The organism is Geomonas sp. Red276 (genome assembly GCF_054784495.1).
In genome coordinates this window covers 1-2,157 of sequence record NZ_BLXW01000081.1, presented here as the reverse complement: position 1 = coordinate 2,157, position 2,157 = coordinate 1, and the positions used below count along the sequence as shown (strand labels likewise).

Annotated in this window: 3 protein-coding genes and 1 pseudogene; 3 read left to right on the top strand and 1 reads right to left on the bottom strand. The window is 52.6% G+C overall.

The window, feature by feature from the left end:
* Positions 1–155 precede the first annotated feature (155 nt).
* The 3 genes from ACYVL5_RS23490 to ACYVL5_RS23480 all read left to right on the top strand — a co-directional run bounded on the left by ACYVL5_RS23490 (position 156) and on the right by ACYVL5_RS23480 (position 1,935).
* The gene (locus ACYVL5_RS23490; protein WP_460597974.1) at positions 156–593 is read left to right on the top strand and encodes a nucleoside deaminase; all 438 of its coding nucleotides are present in this window, start codon (positions 156–158) and stop codon (positions 591–593) included.
* A 56-nt stretch (positions 594–649) separates the two neighbouring features.
* Complete coding sequence (locus tag ACYVL5_RS23485) at positions 650–1,516, top strand: hypothetical protein (RefSeq protein WP_460597973.1); 867 nt, start codon at positions 650–652, stop codon at positions 1,514–1,516.
* A gap of 251 nt (positions 1,517–1,767) precedes the next feature.
* Positions 1,768–1,935 carry an IS3 family transposase gene (locus ACYVL5_RS23480; RefSeq protein ID WP_460597975.1) on the top strand — a complete coding sequence of 56 codons (168 nt, stop codon included), beginning with the start codon at positions 1,768–1,770 and terminating at the stop codon, positions 1,933–1,935.
* Positions 1,936–2,032: 97 nt separating this feature from the next.
* On the opposite strand, the pseudogene ACYVL5_RS23475 reads toward ACYVL5_RS23480, so the two are convergent.
* Positions 2,033–2,157, bottom strand: a pseudogene (locus tag ACYVL5_RS23475) (IS1595 family transposase); the annotation flags it as partial.

Here is a 2,157-nt window from a genome sequence, read left to right as displayed (position 1 = left end):
GGGGGAGTCATACCGAAGAAGAGGCCGCCCTCAGAAGACCACGACGACTTAACTCAGGAACTCCCGCTGACCGTTAAACTGGAAAATAACGTTGGCGACGGGGGTGGCAAATAACCTTGGCGGTTGACATAAGGGTGCCTGGAAGGAGATAATTTATGGACATGTTTATGAGTGCAGCCATCGAGGAGGCCGAGAAAGGGATGGCTGAAGGAGGAGTTCCGATAGGATCGGTCCTGGTTCACGACGGGAAAATTGTCGGAAAGGGGCACAACCGCAGGGTCCAGAAAGGAAGTGTTGTTCTTCACGGGGAGATGGATGCGTTGGAGAATGCGGGGCGGCAGCCAGGATATGTTTATCGGCAATGCACCCTATATACGACCCTATCTCCTTGCTCCATGTGCAGTGGAGCGATCCTCCTGTATGGCATCCCTAAAGTGATAGTCGGAGAGAACAGAACTTTTATGGGTGAAGAAGAGCTGTTGCGCGCAAGAGGTGTTGAGGTTCAGGTGCTGCAAGACCCGAAATGTATCGATTTAATGCAAAGCTTCATCAGGGAGAATCCCGCAGTTTGGAACGAAGATATTGGCACGTAGAGCGTTTTTAGCCTTGCTCCAGCAGGAGGTGTATTCTGCCTGAATTTGACGGGTTTTTGCCCTCACCAAACAATAATCCCAACTATCGAAAGCACATTATCCTTGTTCCGGGCTTCCTGACAGAAAAAGAAGGCCTGGATTTCGGAATGCACACCGCACAAAGTATGGAGTGCCATAGGAAGCGCTACTGGTTCAGGCATTTCTTGGACAATCAGGAATCGATCCGGGCAAACGTCCACTACTATAACTGGCCATCCAACAGCCTCCATCTCCTCCTCGAGAAAGTGGCTCCTCTCATTACCGGTTTGGCAGGTTCCTCGTTAACTTCGAGCACTATCGAAAGGATAATCGCCTCGCGTTTGATGCCCTTGGTGGGCCCATTTGCATTGATGCCCGGTGGTGTGCTGCTTGCCAGAAAACTCAAGCCTCTGGTGGAGGCATGGCCGCAGGCTGTTCGCTATGCAGACCAGCAGTCCGCTAAACTCGTCGATCGAATCAATGAAATGGAAGGAACCGTATACGTGGTCGGGCATTCGCTGGGGGGCCGGATCGCGGTGAGACTGTTGGAACGTCAGCACACGATACGGGCGGACCAGCTCTTTATCTCAGCGATGGCTCCAGCGATTGCTGAGAGAGAAACGAGAATCTTCCCTTCGAATAGGAACATCAAGACGGAGATCTTCTTCAGCAGAAATGATTTGGTATTGAACGCATGGTACCGGTTGGGAGAAGGCACCCTCGAGCACGCACTCGGATACATTGGCCCTCAATCAAATTTCAACAACGGGTTCACAGGCATTGACGTCACCAGCAACGACTTTCGTCATAGCATGGGACACTTCGATTACGAGGAGCATGTGCTGGGCCTGCTGAGAGTCCACTCGACCTTTTGGCATGGATTCGTCTGCTCCGACAGAGAGTAGGATCCTTGAAAAAACTGAGAACCTTCCGAGGGGTCAGGTCCGGAATCGGACATCTCGCGAACTTCCGAGAGGGCAGGACTTGACATCACCTGAAAGGAGAAGGGGGAACCCCCGAGGGGTCTGGAATCGGACATCTCGTGAACTTCCGGGAGAACAGGGAATTAATAGGGGGCGCTTCGAACGCGATCTGAACTGCAAGGGGCCGGAACTTGACATCACCTGAGGGTGAGAAGGGCTAGGCGCAAAGTCTCATCACCAAAGTTGTCCGATTCCAGACCAGACCCCCAAGGAACTCCCGTGCTCAAGCACGCCAGAGCATTTTCGAGTACATCGAGCGCTTCTACAACCGAAAGAGGATTCACTCCTCACTGGGGTATCGGACCCCTTACGAGGTAGACCAACTTAGCCTTGCCGCTTAACTGACTGTCCACGAAACCGGGGCATTTCCATTAAGCCAAGTCCTTTGGATGACGATAGTGTAATTTTGTCTTTTATACCGGCTATAGATATGCCTGATTAGCGCCAATCTTCCGCTAGGCGTAACCACCGCTCTGGTCGGCTGCCAGTCCGGGCAGCGGCAGCAGCGAGGCGGGGAAGCATAGCAGCAAGATCGAAACGACGGTTAAAGCGGTACTGATACT